The 22,009-nt window shown below is 59.0% G+C and carries 19 protein-coding genes; 10 read left to right on the top strand and 9 right to left on the bottom strand.

Features of this window, described 5'->3' with window-relative positions; all coding sequences use genetic code 11:
• Both HMPREF2614_RS01155 and HMPREF2614_RS01150 read left to right on the top strand, forming a co-directional pair.
• Entirely contained in the window at window positions 1-927 is a 927-nt protein-coding gene (locus HMPREF2614_RS01155; RefSeq protein WP_070559863.1) for a cutinase family protein, read from the top strand.
• Between the two features lie 219 nt (window positions 928-1,146).
• Complete coding sequence (locus HMPREF2614_RS01150) at window positions 1,147-1,704, top strand: TM2 domain-containing protein (RefSeq protein WP_070559861.1); 558 nt, start codon at window positions 1,147-1,149, stop codon at window positions 1,702-1,704.
• Between the two features lie 18 nt (window positions 1,705-1,722).
• Here the strand turns inward: HMPREF2614_RS01150 and HMPREF2614_RS01145 are convergent, their stop codons facing one another.
• The 7 genes from HMPREF2614_RS01145 to trmB all read right to left on the bottom strand — a co-directional run bounded on the left by HMPREF2614_RS01145 (window position 1,723) and on the right by trmB (window position 8,269).
• Entirely contained in the window at window positions 1,723-3,087 is a 1,365-nt protein-coding gene (locus HMPREF2614_RS01145; RefSeq protein WP_069359737.1) for a PFL family protein, read from the bottom strand.
• 14 nt (window positions 3,088-3,101) lie between these two features.
• Window positions 3,102-3,371 (bottom strand): ACT domain-containing protein, encoded by a 270-nt coding sequence (locus tag HMPREF2614_RS01140; protein WP_016421638.1) that lies wholly within the window; start codon window positions 3,369-3,371, stop codon window positions 3,102-3,104.
• Window positions 3,372-3,605: 234 nt separating this feature from the next.
• Window positions 3,606-5,132, bottom strand: coding sequence for a peptide MFS transporter (locus HMPREF2614_RS01135; protein WP_070559858.1), 1,527 nt, complete (start codon window positions 5,130-5,132; stop codon window positions 3,606-3,608).
• An 87-nt stretch (window positions 5,133-5,219) separates the two neighbouring features.
• Entirely contained in the window at window positions 5,220-5,591 is a 372-nt protein-coding gene (locus HMPREF2614_RS01130; protein ID WP_038626933.1) for a DUF3054 domain-containing protein, read from the bottom strand.
• A 62-nt stretch (window positions 5,592-5,653) separates the two neighbouring features.
• Entirely contained in the window at window positions 5,654-6,697 is a 1,044-nt protein-coding gene (locus HMPREF2614_RS01125; RefSeq protein WP_222867039.1) for a lysylphosphatidylglycerol synthase transmembrane domain-containing protein, read from the bottom strand.
• Window positions 6,698-6,732: 35 nt separating this feature from the next.
• Entirely contained in the window at window positions 6,733-7,416 is a 684-nt protein-coding gene (locus HMPREF2614_RS01120) for an NYN domain-containing protein (protein ID WP_070432088.1), read from the bottom strand.
• Between the two features lie 4 nt (window positions 7,417-7,420).
• Entirely contained in the window at window positions 7,421-8,269 is an 849-nt protein-coding gene (gene trmB, locus HMPREF2614_RS01115; RefSeq protein ID WP_246815655.1) for a tRNA (guanosine(46)-N7)-methyltransferase TrmB, read from the bottom strand.
• Between the two features lie 326 nt (window positions 8,270-8,595).
• Here trmB and HMPREF2614_RS01110 point away from each other — a divergent pair, with 326 nt between their 5' ends.
• From HMPREF2614_RS01110 to HMPREF2614_RS01085, 6 genes are all read left to right on the top strand, one after another.
• A complete protein-coding gene (locus HMPREF2614_RS01110) occupies window positions 8,596-9,138 on the top strand; it encodes a hypothetical protein (protein WP_070559854.1) in 543 nt (180 codons plus the stop codon).
• Complete coding sequence (locus tag HMPREF2614_RS01105) at window positions 9,120-10,148, top strand: hypothetical protein (protein WP_070559852.1); 1,029 nt, start codon at window positions 9,120-9,122, stop codon at window positions 10,146-10,148. Before HMPREF2614_RS01110 ends, HMPREF2614_RS01105 begins: the two co-directional genes overlap by 19 nt.
• Before the next feature lie 34 nt (window positions 10,149-10,182).
• Entirely contained in the window at window positions 10,183-10,608 is a 426-nt protein-coding gene (locus tag HMPREF2614_RS01100; RefSeq protein ID WP_070559850.1) for a DUF6802 family protein, read from the top strand.
• Between the two features lie 298 nt (window positions 10,609-10,906).
• Window positions 10,907-12,742 (top strand): phosphoenolpyruvate carboxykinase (GTP), encoded by a 1,836-nt coding sequence (locus tag HMPREF2614_RS01095; RefSeq protein WP_070559847.1) that lies wholly within the window; start codon window positions 10,907-10,909, stop codon window positions 12,740-12,742.
• Window positions 12,743-12,854: 112 nt separating this feature from the next.
• Window positions 12,855-13,328, top strand: coding sequence for an RrF2 family transcriptional regulator (locus HMPREF2614_RS01090; RefSeq protein ID WP_038626915.1), 474 nt, complete (start codon window positions 12,855-12,857; stop codon window positions 13,326-13,328).
• Window positions 13,329-13,519: 191 nt separating this feature from the next.
• Window positions 13,520-14,716: a globin domain-containing protein gene (locus tag HMPREF2614_RS01085; protein ID WP_070559845.1), complete on the top strand. Its 1,197-nt coding sequence runs from the start codon at window positions 13,520-13,522 to the stop codon at window positions 14,714-14,716.
• Window positions 14,717-14,831: 115 nt separating this feature from the next.
• Here HMPREF2614_RS01085 and HMPREF2614_RS01080 read toward each other — a convergent pair whose 3' ends face one another.
• Window positions 14,832-15,938, bottom strand: a complete 1,107-nt coding sequence (locus HMPREF2614_RS01080) for an NAD(P)H-dependent flavin oxidoreductase (protein WP_070559843.1) — start codon at window positions 15,936-15,938, stop codon at window positions 14,832-14,834.
• Between the two features lie 109 nt (window positions 15,939-16,047).
• Entirely contained in the window at window positions 16,048-17,787 is a 1,740-nt protein-coding gene (betA, locus tag HMPREF2614_RS01075; RefSeq protein ID WP_070559841.1) for a choline dehydrogenase, read from the bottom strand.
• Between the two features lie 338 nt (window positions 17,788-18,125).
• On the opposite strand from betA, the gene betT reads away from it, so the two are divergent.
• Together betT and HMPREF2614_RS01065 are read left to right on the top strand one after the other, a co-directional pair.
• Entirely contained in the window at window positions 18,126-20,306 is a 2,181-nt protein-coding gene (gene betT, locus HMPREF2614_RS01070) for a choline BCCT transporter BetT (protein WP_070559839.1), read from the top strand.
• Window positions 20,307-21,875, top strand: a complete 1,569-nt coding sequence (locus HMPREF2614_RS01065; protein WP_049181809.1) for an aldehyde dehydrogenase family protein — start codon at window positions 20,307-20,309, stop codon at window positions 21,873-21,875.
• Window positions 21,876-22,009: the final 134 nt, after the last annotated feature.

The raw sequence follows: 22,009 nt of genomic DNA, 5'->3' as shown, positions 1-22,009 counted from the left end.
ATGCGTAAAGTGCTGACAATTCTGGCGGTCATTGTGCTGGTGGCCGCTATTGGCTTCGGCGTAGTGCAATGGCTTAACGACGACCAAGGCGGTCAAACCCCACCGACCCCCGGTGACGATGGTGGGGTTCTGGCCGAACAACCCGAGTGGTGCCCGGCGGTAGAAGTTATCGCGGTGCCCGGAACTGCGGAATCGCGTGCTGACGATGACCCAATGGCCCCGACCGCGAACCCACATTCGCTGCTGCTTGGCCTGACGAACTCGATTTCGCAGTCCTACTCGGAGGGTGATGTCAAGGTCTGGACTACGCCGTACCCGGCACAGATTAAGACGCATCAGCTGCCCGACCAACTCACCTACGATGATTCGCAGGCAGTCGGGCGCGATGTCACCGCTAAGGAAATGGCTGACTTACACGGGCAGTGCCCGCTGACGGACTTCGTCCTGATGGGCTTCTCCCAGGGCGCGGCTATTGCAGGTGATTTGGCCTCTGACATCGGCAATGGCCGCGGTGTCGTTCCGGCCGAGCGCATCGCGGGCGTGGCTCTGTTGGGCGACCCGCGGCGTGACCCTAATCAGGGCGTGAACCAGGGTGTTCCGCTGGCTGGTGTGGGTGTCGAGCTGTCATTGCAGCCCCTCGGCGGCATTGTGCAGGCTGTGGTTCCGGGCGCAACGATGCGCGGTCCACGAGACGGCTTTGGGCCTCTTAATGACAAGGTCCAGAATGTCTGCGTGCCATCGGATTCCTTCTGTGATGTTCCTCCGGCAGTGGCTGATGCGATTGCGCGAGCGCAGGAGATGATTGCCGGCGCAGGAGCGCATGCGACCTACGCCACGAATGACGTAGCAATCCCGGGTACGACTCCGCTGGCCTGGACTGAGGGCTGGACTCGCGAACTGATTGAACAATCGCTGGCGCGACGGTAGAGGCAGCTCAAAAATGTGCGAGACGAGCCCGACCTCGACGGGTACTTGCTGTTAGAATCTTGCTCAAGAACTGGTGTTTAATGTTTCAAAACAACAGGTTCGCTAAAGTTTCGAAAGAAATTGACAAAAATTGCAGGAAGCAGTCTGACAGAACCGGTTATTATCGCCCAAGGAACTGCTGTTCATGACCGGATAATCTAGTCGAAAAGGTAGGGTGCAATGACGAATCCGACAAACCCATATGGAGATTTCGACGAAGACGGTATGCCGAGATCCCGGGGAAAGTTCGCTGACAGCTCGGGTGCTTACAGCTCCGGTATGCCGTACTCGGATCCGTACCCACCGCAGCAGCCGAACATGGGGCAGGGCTATGAGGACCCGAGCCAGCACAATTTCCACAACGGGTACTCGAACCCGTATCAGAGTGGTTACCCAAACCAGCAGGCGCCGGCGTATTCCGCTGGCTTCGGTGGCCCAAACCCGCACCAGGGCTACGGAGGCGCAGGTGCTCCTGTCTCGGATAAGTCCAAGATTGCAGCGGCTCTGCTTGCCTTCTTCCTGGGTACCCTCGGTGTTCACAACTTCTACCTGGGGCACAACTCGCGTGGTGCTATTCAACTAGCACTGACGGTATTCGGCTGGATTACGGCTATCCTTCTGGTCGGATTCTTCCTAATCATCGGCGTCAGCATTTGGGCATTTATCGAGTTCATTTTGATTCTCGTCGGTAGTGGCTCCTACGCCTATGACGCTAATGGGCGCCGCCTGCAATCGTAGGAGCCTCGTCCGAAGCCGCTAGTTCCTGAACCCGTGCACCGGGGCGGGGATGTAGCCGCCACGGGCAATGAACTCGGCATTGCCCTTGGCATTGACATCAATGACCGGCGCATATCCGAGCAGACCACCGAAGTTCACCTCATCGCCCGGCTTGGTACCCGGCACCGGAATGAGGCGGGCGGCGGTGGTTTTGTGGTTCATCACACCGATGGCGGCTTCGTCGGCAATCATGCCGGAAATCGTGGTCGCAGGCGTGTCACCAGGAATTGCAATCATGTCGAAGCCCACCGAACAAATAGAGGTCATCGCCTCCAGCTTGTCCATGCTGATCGACCCCGCACGGACAGCATCAATCATGCCCTTGTCCTCAGAGACCGGGATGAACGACCCGGACAGTCCACCGACGCGTGAACAAGCCATCAGGCCGCCTTTCTTGACGGCGTCGTTAAGCAGCGCGAGCGCGGCAGTGGTGCCGTGCGTACCGACCTGCTCCAACCCCATGTGCTCGAGGATGTGAGCGACGGAGTCACCCATCTCAGCGGTCGGCGCGAGCGAGAGATCCACGATGCCAAAAGGCACGCCCAGGCGCTCCGACGCCATCGTGCCGACCAGCTGACCCGTACGTGTGATCTTGAACGCCGCCTTCTTGATCTCCTCGGCGACTTCGTTGAAGCTGGCGCCCTGCAGATCGCCGAGCGCGCGATCGACCACCCCCGGACCCGAAACGCCGACGGACACGACACAATCGGGCTCCCCGACGCCGTGGAACGCGCCGGCCATGAACGGATTGTCGCCCACCGCATTGGCGAAAACCACCAGCTTTGCGCAGGCAATCGAGCTGCGGTCAGCGGTTTGCGCCGCGGCTTCCTTTACTACCTCGCCCATGCGACGCACTGCATCCATGTTGATGCCCGCGCGTGACGACGCAACGTTGACCGAGCTGCACACCAATTCGGTCTCGCTCAGAGCGTGGGGAATGGAGTCGATGAGCCGCTTCTCGCTGGTCGTCGCACCCTTTTCGACGAGCGCCGAGTAGCCGCCGAGGAAGTTCACGCCAGAATCGCGGGCGGCGCGGTCGAGCGCCTTGGCAACCACCGTGGGATCGCCTTCGCAACCGGCCGTGATGAGGGAAACTGGTGTGACGGAGATGCGCTTATTGACAATCGGAATGCCCAGCTCCGCCTCGATACCCTCACAGACCTCCACGAGGCGAGCGGCCTGCCTGGTCACGCGGTCATACACCGCCTGTGCGGTGGCTTCCATTTCAGAGCGAGAGCACTCGAGCAGGGAAATCCCCATGGTGACCGTCCGGATATCCAGACGGTACTTCTCGATCATGTCAATGGTGTCGAGGAACTTAGATTGCGCGAAGTTGAAATCCATCCTGGTCGCGCCCTTTAAATCTCGTTGACGGCGTTGAACAGCGCCTCAGACTGGATTCGAATGACAAGCCCCTCCCGCTTGCCGACGGAATCCATGTAACCCTGCAGCGTGCTGATGGGGGTGGCCTTCTCGTTGAACTCCACCCGCAGGATCATGGTGAACCATTTATCCATGAGGGTCTGGGAAACATCGACGATGTTGACGTCCTGCTCCGCCAGAGCAGTGGTGACGGCGGCGATGATGCCGGTGTGATCCTCGCCGGTGACGGTAATGATGGCAAACATGGCCTCAATTTTAGCCGGTGGGGAGGTGGGGAAAATCTGTGGATGGCGGTTGTGCTGGTGGCGAGTTTGTGGCGAAGCATGTTCAGGGACCGCTTAAGACACTTCACGACACCCGTGGCACCTTGTGCCAGCTGTGGAGGTGGCATGAGGTGGCATAGGTGTCGTGAAGTGGGGGGGAGGGGAGGGGAGAGCGTGGGCGTGGGCTGTGCCAGAGCGAGGGCCAGCCTTACGGCCTTATCGGACGTCGACGAACTCCTTGACAATCCACTTGCGCAGTGCGAGCAGAATCAGGCCCAGGACAACAGAGGCGATGCCCAGGGTGATGAAGAAGGTGTTCTCAGCAGCGGCATCTTCGTAGTTGTAGAAGCCAGCCAGGGTGCCTGCCAGCGAAGTACCCATAGCGACTGCCATCAGCCAGACGGCCATCATGCGCGACGGGAATGCTGCCGGAGCGACCTTGGTAGCAAGGGCGTTGCCGACCGGGCTCAGCATGAGCTCACCCATGGTGAACAGGAAGAGAATCCAGATAATCGCATACAGCGGAGTGGAGTTCTCACCGCCACCGGAGAATGGAATGAAGAAGAACAGCGAGATACCGATGATGATGTTGGCGACGCCGAACTTGACTGGGGTGGACCACTGACGGTCACCAAGCTTGGACCAGGCGGCTGCAAAGACCATCGAGAAGGCGATGATGAAGATTGGGTTGATCGAGTTAACCCAGGCTGGAGACATTTCCCAACCGAAGATCTCCCGGTCGAGGCGGATATCTGAGTAGATGGCCAGCACCGTGAACTGCTGCTGGAAGATACCGAAGAACAGCACGCCTGAGACGAACATCGGGATGAAGCCGACCAGACGAGTCTTCTCCGATTTCGTCGTAAGTGGCGAGGAGTACATCTGCCACCACAGCACCACAGCGGCGATCAGTGCAATCACTGTGACCACAGTGGAAAGAGAAGTGACCGGAACAATTCCGGTGGAAACCAGCGTAACCGAGACAACAGTGATGATTACTGCAATGCCAATCCATACCGGGTACTGCTTCTTCGGCAGCGGGTTCGGAATCTCATGGCCAGCCTCGGCGATGGTGGACTTGCGCATCAGGATGTACTGAACCAGGCCGGCAGCCATACCGATAGCGGCAAGGCCGAAGCCCCAGTGGAAGCCTTTCATGCCCCAAATCCAGCCGGTGAGCAGTGGGCCGAACAGGGCGCCGATATTGACGCCCATGTAAAAGATGGAGAAGCCGGCATCACGACGCGGGTCGTCCTTGGCGTAGAGCTGACCCAGCACGACCTGTGCGTTGGTCTTCACGCCGCCAGAGCCGATTGCGATGGAGACAAGGCCAATAGCCAGGCCAATCACGCCGGGGATGAATGCCAAGGAGATGTGGCCAATCATGACCAGGATGGCGGAGTAGAACAGTGTCCGCTCCGAGCCAAGGATACGGTCGGCAACCAGAGAGGCAACGAGTGCGGCCATGTAGACAAGACCGCCGTAAGCACCGACGATGGAGGTAGCAGCACCCTTGTCCAGGCCGAGACCGCCCTGAGTGGTCTCGTGGTACATGTAGAAAGCCAGGATGGCCTGCATGCCGTAGAAGCTGAAGCGCTCCCACATTTCGATGCCGAAGAGGTTGGCGAGACCCCACGGTTGGCCCATGAACGTGCGTTCTTCGCTGGACCCTGCGGGCTTATGATTTCGTTGGGTCTCAGCAGTTGGTTGATTGCCGAGAGCCTCGTCAGAAGATTTGTCCATTCTTCAATTATCGAGGCGCAGCGCAAAAATTAAAAACCAGATTTAGTCAGTGAACTAAACCGAAGGGTTAGGAACGGGTCCGAAGGCTTAGTCCAGAGACTTACGAGCAACCGCATTCGACGCTGCTCGCCAACCCAGCAGCAGCAAGGCGCTCATGACTGAGGCGACCAGAATGAAGGACCAGTGCGGGACTGCCGAATTGCGGGTGGCCCACACAGCGAGGCCGACGACGACAGTACCGAGCCACACAATTGCGCCTGAACTCACTGCACGCGGGTTCGGCTCATTCTTAATCAGCGCGGTTCCCAGGAGGACACCGATTGCGAACGGCCACCAGGTATCGAGGATATTGATGAAGGTAAAAGGATCCTCGGGAGTGTTGTGAGCCAGGCGCGCTAACACGGCGAAAATAAAGATGGCGAGGATGTCAATCAAGAACGTCGATACGCGTGTGTTCATGCTTCTTAGTCTAGCGACCCCGCAGATCGGTGGGTGACCAGCGACCAGCGGCGAGGAAGCCATCAGCGGTCAGCGACAGGCTGATGCTCGGACTGATCCTTGTGGTCGAAGCCGAGGGCGTAGATAATCCAGCCCACAATTGCCACCAGGACGAAGGAAACGATGCGGTAGACCAGCACCGCTGCAAAAGCCTCGGCGCCGGTGGTGCCGCCTGCGATGAGAGCCGCAGTCAAAGCGGCCTCGACAGTGCCGATGCCGCCCGGTGTGGCCTGGATGAAACCCGCGAGCTTGCCGGTTACGAAGGCCAGCAGCACCTTCGTAGCGGAGATGTCATCGACACCAACGGCCCGGATGGCGGCGTAGAGACAGACAATTTCCGCGACCCAGTTGATAAAGGACCAGGTGAAGGAAAGAGCTAAAGTTTGCACGGGCAACTTCACGCTGGTCAGCTGTTTGATGGACTCTTCAAGTCGGTCGACATCGGTGTCTGCGGGCTTCTTTCGAATCTTGTTAAAGACACGTAGACACCATGCACCCGCCTTGTTGAGGAAAGCTGGGTTCTGCGAAATCCGCCACAGCAAAATGGTGGCTAGTAACACCACAATTGCCATAGCGATGAGCACTGCGGTCGTGCCGCCCTGCCCTACGAAGAAGAGGCTGCCAAGCCCCAGAAATGCCAGACCTAAAAACGACAACGCACCCGAAAAAAGCACGAACCAGCTGACAAGGACCGCGGATGCGCCCCACTGCATCATGCGCTTAATCTGCAGCGCCGTGGAAAATGCAGCACCACCGGGAACGGTGACCGCCCACGCGTTGGATGCGAGGGTTAACGCATTGGTGCTGCGGCGAGTGGCTGCTTTTACGCCTCCAGCTCGCAACAGCAGACGCATCACTTCCGCCATCGCGTAGAGCGAAAAAGCCACGGAAAAAATGGAGATGAACAGCCACTTAGCGTCAACATCTGCAAGAATGTGCAGCCCTTGGACGACACTGTCCCAGTTTCTTACCGTCAGGACGATACCGGCAATCACGAGGGGTACGAGGATTATCGATCGTAGCCAGCTCGAATTGCCGGTTTTGAGGACATTTTTAAGTCGTGACATAAAAAAGAAGCCTGTTCGTCGCGGCGGTGGTCTCCCTAGTCGTCGTTCTTACCGTCGCGCTCTTTGAGCAACGACGTGAGCGGACGGAACGGCTGCAGCCACGCACCGCCATCCGGTAGGCGGTCGAGGTCGATACGGGGTAGCGGCTCACGGAAGACGCCCTTGATTTCCTCCAGGTCAACGAAGCGAATCGCATCGGAGGCCAGCGCCCAGGAAGCATGCTCGTGAAAACCGATGACGGTTACCGGAATCCCCTCGGAGGCGAGCTTTTCCAGCAGCTCTTGGAAGTTCTGGCCATCGGCGGACGCAACGACGACACTGCGCAACACACCTTCGTCGTAACGCCGTTGGATGTGCGCAATCATGTCCGGGTCAACGTCGGTGTCCTCTTCAATCTTCGGCTTTGCGAAGACCGCGAAACCGACATTGCGCAGCGCCTCGACCCAGGGGCGGACAATCTCCGCAGAGCCCGGGTTAACGTTGGTGAATACCGTGGCCTCGGGGAGGACATCGGAACCGATTTTGTTGGATACGCGCTCGGCTTCGTCGATAAGCCATTTGCCCACGGCGTCGAAGCGCGGGCGGTGTGCGGCGGTCGGGCGGGATCCAAGGATAGCGCCGAGCCCCATGTCCAAGTTCGGGGCGTCCCATACGAGCAGTGCGGTGGGGTGCGTTTCGGTGGTGTTGTAGCTGGCAGAGGTGTTCTGGGTAGTGCTCATGTTCCTATGCCTCTTTCTTGCGCCAGATGAACTCGTGGATGTCGTGGTCGAGGTCCAGGCCGCGGGCTTCGAACTTGGTCGTCGGTCGGTCGAGAAGCATGGGGGATTCCGGCCACGGCCAGGCGATGGGCTCGAGCGTCGGCTCGACATCGCGAAGTTCTTCGATCCACTCGACGTAGTCCGCGTGGTCGGTGGCGGCGTGGAAAATGCCGCCGGGCTTCAGACGCGAAGAGATCAGGCGCAACGTGCCGGACTGCACAATGCGGCGCTTGTGATGGCGTGCCTTCGGCCACGGGTCCGGGAAGAACAGGCGCACGCCGGCCAGCGACTCCGGCTCGATCATGCGCTGCAAAACCTCGACGCCGTCGCCGCGGACCATGCGGATGTTCGGCACCTCATTGCGCACGGTGGCAGAGAGCAGTTTCGCCAGGCCAGGGCGGTAAAGCTCAACTGCGATGATGTTGTGGTCCGGTTCTTGCGGAGCCATAGCCACGGTGGACGTGCCGGTGCCGCAGCCAATCTCGACGATGGTCGGGCCCTTGCGGCCAAACCATTCCTCCACGTCAATGACTTCGTCGGAGAGGACCTTGCCGTAAGTGTCCCAGTTGTCTTCCCAGATTCTTTCCTGGTTGGGGGTCAAAGTGCCGCGGCGGAAGGACAGATTGCCGATGCGCGGGTAGTCAAGACCGTCGTCGAATTGGGTCTTTTCCGGACGACCTGCAGGCAATTCGCCCTTCTTCGGCTGGCGCTCATGCGGCTGTTCCGCCTGCTCGTCTCCGTGAGTTGGCAATGGTTCAGATTCCTGCGAAACCGCAGGCTGTTCGATATTTTCAGAAAAATCAGAAGTAGTCACGTTCCCTATTGTCCACGACATCGGCCAACTATCCAATCATTGCCCCTAGGATTTTTGTTGTTGTCCTGGCGGTTTCACTTCGGTTGACGATGCCGCGTCGTCCCGAACTGGCGGCACGGCGAGGCAAGTTGTTTTGTCGACTTGCCGAATCCGCGGTCCGCTGTAGGCTGAACGCGAAGCCGCGCTTATTCGTTGGTTGAAGCGGTGCTTGGGGTCTGCCTAACGCAGTGTTTCAGGGCGCGGATTCTGGCCCACAGGCCGTATGGGGGTTACGCAGGTTTTTTAACTAAACCACGCAGGGGATTTATGGGAGGGGACTAGGCCGAATGGACCTTATTTCCGCAAGTGACGTCACGGAAACAACACAGCCGTCAACAGGATCTACATCGTCGTCGTTGCGCGCCGCTGTGGTGGACTGGCTGTCAGCACGGCAGGTCGCGCACTCGGACACCACACACACGAGCGGTGCGGAGGTGTGCGTCGCCAAGGCGCTTGAGCGCGAGAAACGGCCATCGATAATCTGCGCGCGATTGCGCAGGGGCGTGCGCGAAACCGCTGTGCGCGAGGCGTTTTCGCAATGTCACGAGGAGCTGGCCGACAAGCTGTCCGTCTCTGTCGCGCTGGTCATCGAGCAACAACCGATTCGCCATTCGCTTGCCGACGAGTATTGCGACATCGCCACAAACGAGACAGCTGAACACACCTTTTTGTTCAGCTCCGCGTTACGGAAGATTGCTGAACGCCGCGGTGTGAAAGGCGGATCACGCAATGATGACGGGCTACTCGCAGTGCAGTTGACTGAGATTGCGGCGGCCTTTCCCGCTGCTAGAGACAGCCTGGAGGAGCTGTTATGGCAGCACCGGACGTAGTTGAGCCACGCCCGGTCTCGGCCGAGGGGCCGGAGCAGCCACCGCTACTTGTCACCAAAGCCGGGGACGCAGCGGACCGCGCGGACTTCTCGCAGATTGTTGATACTGCGACTCCGCCACGTCGCCTGGAGGTTGTGGATAAACGCAGCGCCGTGGTGCTCTATGTTGCAGACAGCGAGGTGCAGCCCACGCGGGAGTGCGTCAGCACGGTTGCAGCCATTAGCCAAGCCACCGGCCGTGTTGCAGTTGGCCTGATTGGCAATGGTGAGTATGCCGAGGCCTGGCGTCAGGAAATCGACAGCACAATCCCGATGGGAGCGCTGGACGAGAGGATGGCCAGAACCCTGGTTCTGCTGGCAGAAGGCCCGCCCAGAAACCCGGGGGAAACACTGAGTGCGCGCCGGGCTCGAAATGTGCGAGCTCAGCTGGCACAGGAGCGATCGCGCGGAGCCGGGGCGGCGGCGCGATTGCAGCGGAAGATGCAGTTGGCAGCTGAGAGTGCAGTGCGGGATGCACTCCAGGAGGTGGCTGACGGCCCCGCAGGTGATCAGGCGGAACTTCAGGGTCGTGCCGAGGTCGCAGCGACGCGGCTGCAACAGCGGTGTGGCGACGAATTGGGCTTTCGTGTGGAAGTCTCAGTGCCCGCTCCAGCAAGCCCGGCTCGCCCCAGTTATGCCATGGACGCTCTGGTGGCGGTGGCATCGCTTGGCGTGGCGGTCGGTGCAGTGCGGATCGTCCACGGATTGCTGATGTGGATTGGGGTGCCGACGCTTGCGGCGCAGCTGGTCGCACTTGCAATAGGCCTCGGTGTTGCGGTGGTGGCGGTGGGCGCAACGATTCGTCGTAACGCACGCCAACGCACCGCGCAGTGGCGGGCAAATTACCTTGCCCATCTGCGACGAAGATGGACACAGTCCGTGGAGATGACGGTGCGTGAGGCCCTTGGTGCGCGGGGTCCGGGATGGCGAATAGAACAGCTGGCGGAGTACACCGGAACGCCTGCACGATAGCTGTGACAGCGAAGAGAAATAGGGGGATATCACGATGGATGAGTTTTCTTTACTGCAGTACTTTTCCGATCAACCCGCGTCCGATGGCGGGGTGGAGGCGCGTTCGCTCGCTACTCCGTGTGGTTTGGAGGCGGCGACACCGATTGATGGGCAGTCGGCGGACGTTGGTGGCGCCGGGCTGGTTGTGGAGGTCGATGGGCAGCTGTACGACCTCGGCGACGACGAGGGGTCAATTACGCTTGCCGACGATTCCGGGTTGTCAATCTATTCAGATCTGGACGGTGACGGCACGGTGGATCACGTTACGACGGTCCGTTTTGACGGCACTTGGGAGTCTTGGAGCAGTGATGATGTGAGGGCTGCTGACGCGATGGGCGAAGCAGCAGTGGAACCGGCATCAGCCGCGGGGAAGTGGGATGCGTACTCATGGGAGCAATCCGCTCGGGGCAGCTGGGACTAACGACTTTGGAACCACGGTGCGCGGGGGTACCCGTGTCTCGGTTGCTTACAAATGGGGGTAACTGCACCCAAAGGGTTAATGGTTGTCAATTTATGTGGTGAGGCTGGCCTTATTCACTGGTTATGGCCGTAAATGAACAGGTCGCAAGAATGGGGCGAGGAAAATTATTTGTTGTAAAGCTGTCATGTAACGGCTTGTAAATGCGGGAACGAGCAGATTGTCGATGTGGGGCCCGGCAACTTTCGGTATCCCCCGGTAGCCTTAAATTAAGACGCGAATCAATGAGTCAGGAGAACTGATGTCCGCACCTTCTATTCCTGGTCTCGAGGGCCAGGCCCCGACCGAGAACTCCGAACTGCTGCGCTGGATTGCTGAGGTCGTAGAACTGACCCAGCCAGACAAGGTTGTCTTTGCTGATGGCTCGGAAGAAGAGTGGAACCGCCTTACCCAGGACCTGGTTGATAAGGGAACTCTTATCAAGCTGAATGAGGAAAAGCGCCCGAACTCTTTCCTTGCCCGCTCTAACCCGAAGGACGTTGCTCGTGTGGAGTCCCGCACGTTCATCGCTTCTGAAAAGGAAGAGGACGCTGGCCCGACCAACAACTGGGCGGATCCGGTCGAGCTGAAGAAGGAAATGACCGAGCACTACCGCGGTTCCATGAAGGGCCGCACCATGTTCGTCGTTCCGTTCTGCATGGGTCCGATCACCGACCCGGAGCCGAAGCTGGGTGTTCAGCTGACCGACTCGGAGTACGTGGTTCTCTCTATGCGAATCATGACCCGCATGGGTCAGGATGCCCTGGACAAGATTGGCCCGGACGGAGACTTCGTCCACGCTCTGCACTCCGTTGGCGCTCCGCTGGAGGAGGGCCAGGAGGACGTTGCATGGCCGTGCAACGATGAGAAGTACATCACCCAGTTCCCGGAGACCAAGGAGATTTGGTCCTACGGTTCCGGCTACGGCGGAAACGCCATCCTGGCCAAGAAGTGCTACGCACTGCGTATCGCTTCGGTCATGGCCAAGGAAGAGGGCTGGATGGCTGAGCACATGCTCATCCTGAAGCTCACCAATCCGGAGGGCAAGGCCTACCACATCGCCGCTGCATTCCCGTCTGCATGTGGTAAGACCAACCTGGCTATGCTGACTCCGACCATCGAGGGCTGGAAGGCCGAGGTCGTCGGCGACGACATTGCATGGCTGAAGTTTGGTGAGGACGGTCGCCTGTACGCTGTTAACCCGGAGAATGGCTTCTTCGGTGTTGCGCCGGGCACCAACTACTCCTCCAACCCGAACGCCATGAAGACCATGGAGGCCGGTAACACCCTGTTCACCAACGTCGCACTGACCGACGATGGTGACGTCTGGTGGGAAGGCATGGAAGGCAAGCCGGATCACCTCATTGACTGGAAGGGCAATGACTGGACTCCGGATTCCGACGAGCTGTCCTCGCACCCGAACTCCCGTTACTGCACCCCGATTTCGCAGTGCCCGGTCGCCGCACCGGAGTACGACGACCCGCAGGGTGTCCCGATCGACGCCATCCTGTTCGGTGGCCGCCGCCCGGACACTGTGCCGCTGGTGACCCAGGCACTGTCCTGGAACCACGCAACCTTCATCGGTGCAACCCTGGCTTCCGGCCAGACCGCTGCTTCCGCTGAGGCCAAGGTCGGCTCCCTGCGCCACGACCCGATGGCAATGCTGCCGTTCATTGGCTACAACGTCGGTGACTACCTGCAGCACTGGATCGACATGGGCGCCAAGGGCGGCGACAAGATGCCAGAGGTCTTCCTGGTTAACTGGTTCCGCCGTGGCGAAGACGGCCGCTTCCTGTGGCCGGGCTTCGGTGACAACTCTCGCGTTCTCAAGTGGATCATCGACCGCATTGAGGGCCGTGTTGGCGCCAAGGAGACCGTTGTTGGTCACACCGCTAAGGCAGAGGACCTGGACCTGACTGGCCTTGACATCGACTTCGCCGATGTCAAGGAAGCCCTGAAGGCACCGGCTGCTAAGTGGCAGGGTGACCTGCCGGACAACGAGGAGTGGCTGAAGTTCCTCGGCGACCGCGTTCCGCAGGAAGTCTGGGACGAGTTCGAGGCTCTGAAGGCTCGTATCGAGAAGAGCCTGCAGGACTAAGATCTTGCTAGCTAGCCTTGCGAAAAGCTAGAACATAGAACCACCCCCTTGTTGCCCGAAGCGGCTGGCAAGGGGGTGGTTTGTGCAGTACAACGATGAAGGGTGACACGCAATGCAATTAACGCTTTTCTCTGATTTGAGCCTGCGTGTCATCACTTTGATGGCGATGGGGGAGCCGGGGCGCAAATACACCGCTGCCGAGGTGGCGGAGTCTCTCAATGCGTCTCGCGCGCATGTTTCCAAGGTTGTCTCGCGACTTGTGGAGCTCGGCTTCTTGGAGGCGGTCAAGGGGCGCAATGGTGGCATCTATCTGCGCGAGTCGGCTACGGAAAAATCCGTCGGCAAGCTGCTGCGCACTCTGGAAAACAATGAGGTCGTCGATTGTGTCGGCACTGACTGCCCATTACTGCCGACGTGCCTGTTGCGTGGCAAGTTAGCGGCTGCGCAGGAGGCGTTCTTCGCCGCACTGGATCCAGTGTTGATTGCTGATCTCATTCCGCACAAATCGGCTAATGGTGTGGATGCCAATCGCCCCGAGGGAGGCGGTTCGCAGGGGAGTACCCAGCTCAATATTCGTCCGGTTTAGGTGCAGAGCTGAAGGTCTAACCGCGGGTTGAAAAAGCTAAAAACGGTGCTGTCGAAGTTTTCTGGTGAAATTTTCGGCATTGCCATTTGTGCAGTTCAAGGCGGGTAAAACTCAACCGCAAAGAGGAGTTAGGGACATCATTGGGCAATAATACGCAAACGGAATACGCAATATAGTGTTATTGTGAAGTCATGCCAAACCTGAATGTCAACAAGAACGGCCTGACTCCAGAGCAGGCTGAAATCGTCACTCAAACCCTGCCCGTTGTCGGTGCCAACATCGAGAAAATCACGCCGAACTTCTATAACCGGATGTTCGCTGCTCACCCGGAGCTCATTGCCGATACCTTCAACCGCGGCAACCAGAAGCAGGGTGCTCAGCAGAAGGCGCTGGCGGCATCCGTCGCTACCTTCGCAGCTACCCTGGTCGACCCAGATGCTCCCGCCCCGGAAGAACTGCTTTCCCGCATCGGCCACAAGCACATCTCCGTTGGCATCAAGCCGGAGCAGTACCCAATCGTACACAAGCACCTCTTCGATGCCATCGAGGAAATCCTCACCCCAGAGGTCTTTCAGGGAGCTGTCCGCGACGCGTGGGATGCCGTCTACCTGGAGATGGAGCGTGTTCTCATCAACTTCGAGAAGGGGCTCTATGACGACCTCGGTGTCGAAGCAGGCGATGTCTTCCGCGCCGCTCATGTCGTCTCTCGTGAAGAGCGCGGTGATGACGTCGCAGTGTTCTCCGTCAAGCTTGACGACGAAACCCCCGTTTCCTACCTCCCGGGACAGTACATCTCCGTACGTCAGACCATGCCGGACGGCGCCGGCCAGCTACGGCAATACTCTCTGGTCGGCGGCGAGGAAGGTGTTCTGACCTTCGCGGTTCGTCGTGTCGATGCCTCCGAGGACCTACCGGCTGGCGAAGTTTCCACACAGCTGTGGGAAAAGGTGCAGCCGGGCGATGCGATCGAAATTTCTCTGCCTGCAGGTGACCTGGTGTTGGATACAAAGTCCGATGACCCGGTAGTGCTCATTTCCGCAGGTATTGGCGCCACCCCCATGATTGGCATGCTGGATGCCCTGGTGGCAGCCGACTCCAAGCGTGATGTCGTCGTCCTCCACGCGGACCGCGCAGAAGCCGCAGATGCCCTGCGCGCAGAACGCAATAACGCAGTCTCTGCACTGGCCAATGCCCACCAGCAGGTGTGGTACGAGCCGGATTTGATGAATCTGGCTGATACGGAGCTGCCGGAGGGCGCTCAGTTCTACCTCTGTGGTGGCAATGGTTTCCTGCAGGCCATTCGCCAGCAGCTCGCCGATCGCGGTATTGACCGCAATAACGTTCACTTCGAGCTGTTCAGCCCGAACGATTGGCTGCTCGACGCCTAACGCCACAACTGCGCCGTCGGCATAAAAGCCATCGTCACAAATAAAGCACAATGACCAGCCGCGATGTATGCCCGTGGCTGGTCATTGTGCTGTTTATAGCTTCGGTGGTTTCGTATTACTCGGCGGAGCCGGAAAGCTCCGCAACGACATCGCCCGCAGTTTGATCCTCGCACTGTGCAAACGCGATACCCGCCCATAAACTGAGATATTCAGGATCGCCGGACTTATTCGCCGCGCCGCGAATCGGCGTGGTCAAGTAGTGCAGTTGCGGGTAAAGCTCCGGTGCGACCCTAGAAAACTCCCGGGTAAACGTGTTCTCGATGGCACGCGCGGGCTTTCCGGAAAACGCGTGAGTCAAAACGGTGTTACGTTCCATCAAATCACACAGTGCCCGTCGGTGTGTCTCCTTCGTACCCGCTTCCGCGCTGGTGAGGAACCGTGTGCCAACTTGCACAGCCACCGCCCCGGCTTCCACAAGCTTGACGACGTCCTCTCGGTTACCCACCCCACCAGCGGCGATGATAGGTACATCGGTAACTGCACATGCTTCGGTGATTGCCTGAGCAAGCTCTTCTACTGAGACCCCAATGCTGTCGGACGAATCCTTCCCTTTCACAAATGCGCGGTGCCCACCCGCAGCTAGTCCCTGCAGGACAATGCGATCAGCGCCAGCTACAGCCGCCGCCCGCACCCCCTCGATCGAGGTCGCATTCAGCACCACTTTGCGGCCAGATTCCTTTACCCGAGCAACGACTTCTTTATCTGGATAGCCAAAGGTGAAGGAGACGAACTCCAGCGCATCGGGGTTGGGCAGAAAATCATCAGCGAGAATTGCCTCGATTTTCGCCGAGAAGTAGTCATCTGACCAGGTCGGAGTGTCAGGCAAGTCGATGTCGAAGTGGTCTGCCGCCGACACTAAGCGGTCGCGAAACGTGGTCCACTGCGCAAGCTCCTCCTCGGAGGTTCCGCCACCGGCGTCAGCCGTGTTGAGGCAGAAGAGGTTGATGCCGAAACCTTTGCCCTCGTCAAGCAGCGCGCACGTCTGCCGTGCCTGTTCAGTGAGCTTTTCAACAGTGAGATATCCAGCGGCAAGCGTGCCGACCCCACCAGCATTGGAAACTGCCGCGACGAGTTCGGGCGTGGATGGACCACCGGCCATCGGTGCCAAGATGATTGATGAGCGTCGAAGGTCTTCGGTTGACTGCGAGGTTGTACTGCTCATAGAACGAGAGTAACACTAAGGCCGGATTCCCCCATGTGGGAGAACCCGACCAATGCCGACGAACGGCGTTGCGCAATAGACTCCGCGCTACCCGCTACCGCCTCAAGAACTACTTATTGTTCTCCGGCGGATCCAGCGGCATACCCTGGCCGGCGCGGTAGAACGGAATGTCCTGCGGTGCCAGCGGAGTCTTGCCGGCGATGAGGTCAGCGGCCTTTTCGGCAATCATCATGGTCGGTGCGTAGATATTGCCGTTGGTGATGCCCGGCATGACCGAAGCGTCAACCACGTAGAGGCCCTCGGTGCCGTGAACCTGCATGGTTTCCGGATCGACCACGGCCATCTCGTCGGAGGCCGGACCCATCTTGCAGGTGCAGGATGGGTGCAGTGCGGTCTCGGCATCCTTGCGGACCCACTCGAGAATTTCCTCGTCGGTCTGCACATCTGCACCCGGGGAAATCTCGCCGTCGGTGTACTCCTTCATTGCCGGGGTGTCCAGCAGCTTACGGGAGACCTTGACAGCCTCGACCCATTCACGGCGGTCCTGATCAGTGGACAGGTAGTTGAACAGAATCGACGGCTTGACCTTGATGTCCGAGGAGGTGATGTGGACATGGCCACGGGCGTCCGAGTACATCGGGCCAACGTGGAACTGGAAACCGTGTGGGCTATCGATCTTCGTGCCGTCGTAACGCATGGCCAGCGGCAGGAAGTGGAACATCAGGTTCGGGTAGGGCTCGTTGTCGTTGGAGCGTGCGAAGCCACCACCCTCAAAGTGCGACGTCGCCACCGGGCCCTTGTGGGTGAGCATCCACCACAGGCCAATGAACGGCCAACGCCACTTCTCCAGGTACGGCTGTGAAGACACAGGCTGGGTGGCGTTGTACTGAATGTAGACCTCCAGGTGGTCCTGCAGGTTCTCGCCGACACCAGGCAGGTGCTTGACGACGTTCACTCCGGCGGCATTCAGAATCTTCTCATCGCCAACGCCGGAGACCTCGAGCAGCTGCGGAGAGTTGAAAGCGCCACCACAGAGGATGACCTTGTCTGCTCGCACCTGGTGAGTGCGACCCTTCCAGGTGTACTCAATGCCGACGGCCTTGGTGCCCTCGAAGAGGACGCGGGTGGCTTCTGCGCGGGTGCGGAGTTCCAGATTCGGACGCTGCAGGGCCGGGTGCAGGTATGCACGAGCTGCGGAGAGACGGCGGCCCTTGTCGATGTTCGCGTCGAAGGGACCGAAGCCCTCCTGGCGGTAGCCGTTGACGTCCGGAGTGTAGTTGTAACCAGCCTGCTGGACCGACTTAAAGAAGGCCTTGAACAGCGGAGAATCGGCCGGACCGCGCTTCATACGCAGCGGGCCGTCGTGGCCGCGGCGTGGGTCGTCCTTGTCAGAGCCCAGCGCATTTTCCATGCGCTTGAAGTACGGCAGAACATGGTTCCAACCCCAGTTCTCCAGCCCCTTGGTGTCGCCCCACTTGTCGTAGTCCATCGGGTTACCGCGCTGGTAGATCTGGCCGTTGATGGAGGAGGAGCCGCCGACGACCTTGCCGCGGGCATGGTAGATGCGGCGACCGTTCATCTCCGGTTCCGGCTCGGATTCGTACTTCCAGTCGTAGTACTTGTTGCCGATTGGGAAGGAGAATGCCGAAGGCATGTGAATGTAGAGGTCCCAGAGGGAGTCCATACGGCCGGCCTCGAGTACGAGCACGTGCTGAGTGTGGTCTGCGGACAGCCGGTTGGCCAGCACAGAGCCGGCAGAGCCCGCGCCAACGATGACGACGTCGCGGTGTTCGACTGTGGTGTTGCCATTCTTTTTACCGAAGTTGAAGACAGCCGGGAAAGCTCCCATGTTCTGGTGTACCTCCGTAGGTTGTTTGCCGATGTATATCGGAATGGGTTTCAAGGAGTGCGATAAGCCTCAAGTAATATTTAAAGGCGGGTCCTATATATTGATATTGGAATAAGTGGCCGGAGACGTATCTCAAATCCCCTTCACCTATATAGAATGGCACACAATTGGTATTCAATTCCAGTTCGGATGATTTTAGACGCCTTGAAAACTGGGTAAATATGCAGGTGAAGGTGTTGATGTTGGAATTGGAGAATTCTTCTGAATCGATTCTCAGGCTTGAGGGATTATTCAAACTAGGTATGCTGGGTTAGTTCCCGAATCTGAAGGATTTTCCTATGTCTGATACTCCGCCAACTGAGAAGGTAACGGAGGAAAAATCTGAATCGTCGCAAGAAATGCGGCGATCGCAGTCGGCCCCTCCACAACAAGCGCAAGCGAGTGTAACCTCCGAGCCTGAGGTCAACTGGCCTGTATTTATTATTTCAGGCGTCGGCATTCTCGCCATTGCCCTGTGGGCTATTTTTGCCCCGGACAATGCAGCGGACACCCTCGCTGGCATCGTCTCCTGGGTATCGAAGAACTTCGGCTGGTTCTATATTGTGACCGCGACGGTGGCAGTGCTCTTCATGCTCTACGTCGCTATCTCGCGAACAGGGCAGATTAAGCTCGGCCCCGATCACGCCAAGCCTCAGTTTGGTCTGTTTTCCTGGGCTTCCATGCTCTTTGCCGCGGGTATCGGCATTGACCTGCTCTTCTTCTCGGTAGCAGAGCCGGTGGCACAGTACTATGGCCCGCCGACTGGAGACGCGGAGACCATCGAAGCTGCACGTCAGGCAGTGGTGTTCACGCTTTTCCACTATGGCGTGACCGGTTGGGCACTCTACGCCCTGATGGGTATGGCATTCGGCTACTTCGCCTATCGCCTCAATATGCCGCTGACCATTCGTTCGGCGCTCTATCCGATTATCGGCAAGCGCATCCATGGCCCCGCTGGTGAAGCAGTCGAAATCGCGGCGATGCTGGGTACCGTTTTCGGTGTCGCAACCTCGCTCGGTATCGGCGTCGTCCAGCTGAATTACGGCCTGCGCGTGCTGTTCGGGGTGGATGAGAGTACGTCCTGGCAGATCGCTCTGATCGTCGTGGCTGTATCGGTGGCTATCGCCTCCGCAGTTTCCGGTGTTGATAAGGGAATTCGTCGTCTCTCGGAGCTCAACGTTGGCCTGGCCATCTGCTTGATGCTCTACATCCTGATTACCGGCCGCACTGCGTTCCTGTTTGACGCACTGGTGATGAACGTCGGTGAGTACGTCTCGAAGTTCCCGTCCATGACTATGGATACTTACGCGTTCTCCGGTGCACAGGAATGGTTGAACTCCTGGACCCTGTTCTTCTGGGCTTGGTGGGTGGCCTGGGCACCGTTCGTCGGTTTGTTCCTGGCCCGTATTTCCCGTGGCCGTAGCCTGCGCCAGTTTGTCGTCGGCACGCTGACCATTCCATTCCTCTTCGTCCTGATGTGGGTGTCGGTATTCGGTAACTCGGCGCTGGACCTGGTCATCAATGGCGATTCGGAGTTTGGCCAGACTGCACTGGATTACCCGGAGCGTGCCTTCTACCTGCTGCTGGAGCAGTACCCGGCGCCGATGATGGTGGCTGCAGTCGCATCTCTGATTGGCCTGTTGCTCTACATCACCTCGGCGGACTCGGCGGCACTGGTGATGAGTAACTTCACTTCGAAGATCACCGACACACAGCAGGACGGTAAGAAGTGGACCCGTATTTTCTGGGCTGTCGTGGTCGGTGTGCTGACCATCTCCATGCTCTATGTCGGTGGTATTCCGACGCTGCAGTCGGCAACGATTGTGATGGGTCTGCCGTTTGCCTTTGTCATCTATCTGGTGATGTATGGCCTGTTTAAGTCGCTGCGACTGGAGCTGTTGCAACAGGATTCGACACGTCGAGCCCTCCACGGGGCGATGTCGGGCCGCGCCGTAGATGGCCGACAGGGCGACTGGCGCAATCGACTTGCCCGCTCCATGTCCTTCCCGGGCAAGAAGCCAGTCATGCGCTACCTCGACCGAGTGGTGCAGCCCGCACTTGAACAGGTGGCAGATGCTATCAGGGAACGTGGCGGTGAAGTGACGCTGCACCGTGAACCAGCAGAAGAAGTCGGCATCGACCAGATTGACCTGCAGGTCGGATTCGGCGAGGAGATGAGCTTCCGATACCAGGTCTATCCGGTTGAACACTTGACGCCGTCCTTTGCCGGCCTGGTACACCTGGACAGTGACGCCGACATTTACTACTACCGCCTCGAGGTATTCACACTGACCGGCTCTCTTGGCTACGACGTTTACGGCTACACCCAAGAGCAGCTGATTTCCGATGTCCTCGATCTCTACGAACGGCACCTGGAGTTCCTGCATATGCAGGCTGATCTCCCGGGCACCTCAGATCTGTCCGATAATGCCGAACCTGTCCGCGAATGGTCTGATGACTACGCCAAGGAGGATTCCTAAATGACCTTTGAGCCTTCCACTACTGATAAGGCCCTCGCACCCGAGACCGCCAAAGCCCACGAAGGCGCGGCCACGCTGTTCATCAACGGTGCCTGGTCCGCTGCAGCCGCTGGCAACACTCGCACTATTGAGTGCCCGGCCGATGGCTCTTTCATCGCCGAAGTTGCGGAAGCAGACGCGACCGACACCGAGCGCGCCATCGCCGCCGCCGACGCTGCTTTCCGACGTACCGGAGAAGGTTCCTGGGCATCCTGGAGCACAGCTGAGCGCAGCAGGTTGGTACTCGACATCGGTGCTGCCATCAGGCAGCGTAAGGATGAATTTGCCTGGGCAGAGGCTATGGATACCGGCAAGCGCCTGCCTGAGGCGGCAGCCGATATGGATGACATCATCGCCTGCTTCGAGTACTTCGGTAAGCTCGCGGGCAATGATGCCGGTCGTCTCGTGGATGCGGATGACCCGTCCGTCGTCGCGCGTATTGTGCGTGAACCTGTCGGTGTCTGTGGCCTGATCACGCCGTGGAACTACCCACTGCTGCAGACCGCATGGAAGGTCGCACCGTGCCTGGCCACGGGCAATACCTTTGTGCTCAAGCCGGCGGAGCTGACTCCGCACACAGCAATTCTGCTCATGCACGTCATCGATGATCTGGGTGTTCCGGCAGGTGTTGCCAACCTCATTACCGGCGCTGGCGCCGAAGCGGGCGCACCGTTGTCCTCGCATCCGAAGGTGGACATGGTCTCCTTCACTGGCGGTCTTGTCACTGGCAAGATTATTGCTGGTGAAGCAGCCAAGTCCGTGAAGAAGGTCGCACTTGAGCTCGGCGGCAAGAACCCGAACATCATCTTCGCCGACGCTGACTACGAAGCTGCTTTGGACAATGCCCTCAATGCTGCGTTCCTGCACTCCGGTCAGGTCTGCTCGGCGGGCGCTCGCTTGATTGTGGAGGAGTCCATCGCCGAGAAGTTTGTCGACGATTTGGTCGAGCGCGCCGGACACATCCAGCTCGGTGGTCCGCTCGACGAGAAGGCCGAGACCGGTGCGCTGATTTCGAAGCAGCATCTGGATAAGGTCGCGGCATACGTTGATCGGGCGCGTGAGCAGGGCGCTCGCGTGCGCGTGGGCGGCGAGATTGCCACCGGCGCCACCGCTGACGGTTCCGCCTCGCTTGCCGACGGCTACTTCTACCTCCCAACCGTGATTGACCAGGTCACTCGCGAGATGGACTGCGTTCACGACGAAGCCTTTGGCCCGGTGGTGACGGTGGAGACCTTCACCACGGTTGATGAGGCCATCGAGATTGGCAACGACACCGAATACGGCCTGGCCGGTGCGGTGTGGACATCCAACCGTGAGGTGTCTGAGCGCGTCTCCCGCGGGCTGCGCCACGGCACCGTCTGGATTAACGACTTTGGTCCCTACCTGCCACAGGCCGAATGGGGTGGCTTCGGCCAGTCCGGTATTGGCCGCGAGCTGGGCCCGACCGGCCTGGAAGAGTACACCGAAGCCAAGCTGGTCTACGAGAACACAGCGCCGGCTGTTACCGGTTGGTTCGAGGATCGTCGTTAAATAACTCGGCACAAGCCCGAGCAAAAATACGGGAAAACGACCCATCGGCCGTTATACTCACCGATTGAAAAAAATCGACTCTGCGCACAACTGCGATAAAGGTTTGCAGTTGTGCGCATTTTGTTCTCTAAAGG

Source organism: Corynebacterium sp. HMSC074C11 (assembly GCF_001809455.1).
Taxonomy (GTDB): domain Bacteria; phylum Actinomycetota; class Actinomycetes; order Mycobacteriales; family Mycobacteriaceae; genus Corynebacterium; species Corynebacterium amycolatum.
The sequence above is the reverse complement of the archived record's forward strand: the minus strand, read 5'-3'. Positions and strand labels throughout refer to the sequence as shown.

Bases quoted from the DNA above. Each gene is read 5' to 3' on its own strand.
- HMPREF2614_RS01155 (WP_070559863.1), top strand. From the start codon at position 1: ATGCGTAAAGTGCTGACAATTCTGGCGGTCATTGTGCTGGTGGCCGCT.
- HMPREF2614_RS01150 (WP_070559861.1), top strand. From the start codon at position 1,147: ATGACGAATCCGACAAACCCATATGGAGATTTCGACGAAGACGGTATG.
- HMPREF2614_RS01145 (WP_069359737.1), bottom strand. From the start codon at position 3,087: ATGGATTTCAACTTCGCGCAATCTAAGTTCCTCGACACCATTGACATG.
- HMPREF2614_RS01140 (WP_016421638.1), bottom strand. From the start codon at position 3,371: ATGTTTGCCATCATTACCGTCACCGGCGAGGATCACACCGGCATCATC.
- HMPREF2614_RS01135 (WP_070559858.1), bottom strand. From the start codon at position 5,132: ATGGACAAATCTTCTGACGAGGCTCTCGGCAATCAACCAACTGCTGAG.
- HMPREF2614_RS01130 (WP_038626933.1), bottom strand. From the start codon at position 5,591: ATGAACACACGCGTATCGACGTTCTTGATTGACATCCTCGCCATCTTT.
- HMPREF2614_RS01125 (WP_222867039.1), bottom strand. From the start codon at position 6,697: ATGTCACGACTTAAAAATGTCCTCAAAACCGGCAATTCGAGCTGGCTA.
- HMPREF2614_RS01120 (WP_070432088.1), bottom strand. From the start codon at position 7,416: ATGAGCACTACCCAGAACACCTCTGCCAGCTACAACACCACCGAAACG.
- HMPREF2614_RS01110 (WP_070559854.1), top strand. From the start codon at position 8,596: ATGGACCTTATTTCCGCAAGTGACGTCACGGAAACAACACAGCCGTCA.
- HMPREF2614_RS01105 (WP_070559852.1), top strand. From the start codon at position 9,120: ATGGCAGCACCGGACGTAGTTGAGCCACGCCCGGTCTCGGCCGAGGGG.
- HMPREF2614_RS01100 (WP_070559850.1), top strand. From the start codon at position 10,183: ATGGATGAGTTTTCTTTACTGCAGTACTTTTCCGATCAACCCGCGTCC.
- HMPREF2614_RS01095 (WP_070559847.1), top strand. From the start codon at position 10,907: ATGTCCGCACCTTCTATTCCTGGTCTCGAGGGCCAGGCCCCGACCGAG.
- HMPREF2614_RS01090 (WP_038626915.1), top strand. From the start codon at position 12,855: ATGCAATTAACGCTTTTCTCTGATTTGAGCCTGCGTGTCATCACTTTG.
- HMPREF2614_RS01085 (WP_070559845.1), top strand. From the start codon at position 13,520: ATGCCAAACCTGAATGTCAACAAGAACGGCCTGACTCCAGAGCAGGCT.
- HMPREF2614_RS01080 (WP_070559843.1), bottom strand. From the start codon at position 15,938: ATGAGCAGTACAACCTCGCAGTCAACCGAAGACCTTCGACGCTCATCA.
- betA (WP_070559841.1), bottom strand. From the start codon at position 17,787: ATGGGAGCTTTCCCGGCTGTCTTCAACTTCGGTAAAAAGAATGGCAAC.
- betT (WP_070559839.1), top strand. From the start codon at position 18,126: ATGTCTGATACTCCGCCAACTGAGAAGGTAACGGAGGAAAAATCTGAA.
- HMPREF2614_RS01065 (WP_049181809.1), top strand. From the start codon at position 20,307: ATGACCTTTGAGCCTTCCACTACTGATAAGGCCCTCGCACCCGAGACC.